The organism is Paraburkholderia sp. CNPSo 3281, assembly GCF_024206515.1.
Taxonomy (GTDB): domain Bacteria; phylum Pseudomonadota; class Gammaproteobacteria; order Burkholderiales; family Burkholderiaceae; genus Paraburkholderia; species Paraburkholderia nodosa.
The window spans coordinates 1-630 of the sequence record NZ_JAMBPS010000188.1 but is presented as its reverse complement, the minus strand read 5'-3'; the positions used below and the strand labels follow the sequence as shown (position 1 = coordinate 630).

The window sequence follows — 630 nt, the reverse complement described above, 5'->3', positions numbered from 1 at the left end:
CTCAATTCACTCCCAATCATATCAGGAAAAGATCTGCCCGACCAGGGTTTCTTGATTCTACTCAGGGACTTGCGCGGCTTGCCACGGCCGCCGCGCCCGCCCTGTCAATTAGGACACCTGGGTTAATGCCTTTGCCGTCAGGCGCTCGCGTCGTTGAGCGCCTGGATGTCGGCGGGATCGAGCTTCAACCGTACCGCCGCCGCGAGGCTCTCCAGCTGATCCAGCGAGGTCGCGCTCGCGATCGGCGCGGTAATGCTCGGGCGCGCGATCAGCCACGCCAGCGCAACCGCCGCGAGCGTGCTGCCGTGACGCTCGGCCACATAGTCGAGCGCCGCGAGGATCCGGATACCGCGGTGATCGAGGTACTTCTCGACGCGCGAGCCACGCGTGCTCTTCGCGAGATCCTCACGCGAACGGTACTTGCCCGAGAGAAAGCCGCTCGCGAGACTGTAATAGGGCACGACCGCAAGCTTCTGCGCCATGGCCACCGGTTCGAGATCGGCCTCGTACCGGGCGCGGTCGTACAGGTTGTATTCGGGCTGGATGATCTGGTACGCGGGCAGGCCGGACTTCGTCGAAACCGCGAGCGCTTCCTCGACGCGCGCACCCGTGTAGTTCGACGCGCCGATC

At 64.8% G+C, this 630-nt stretch carries 1 protein-coding gene; it reads right to left on the bottom strand.

Annotated features, from left to right (window positions below):
- Nucleotides 1-137: 137 nt before the first annotated feature.
- The coding region (locus tag M3I56_RS40840) for an aldo/keto reductase (protein WP_254358721.1) at nucleotides 138-630 on the bottom strand (493 nt) is incomplete at its 5' end.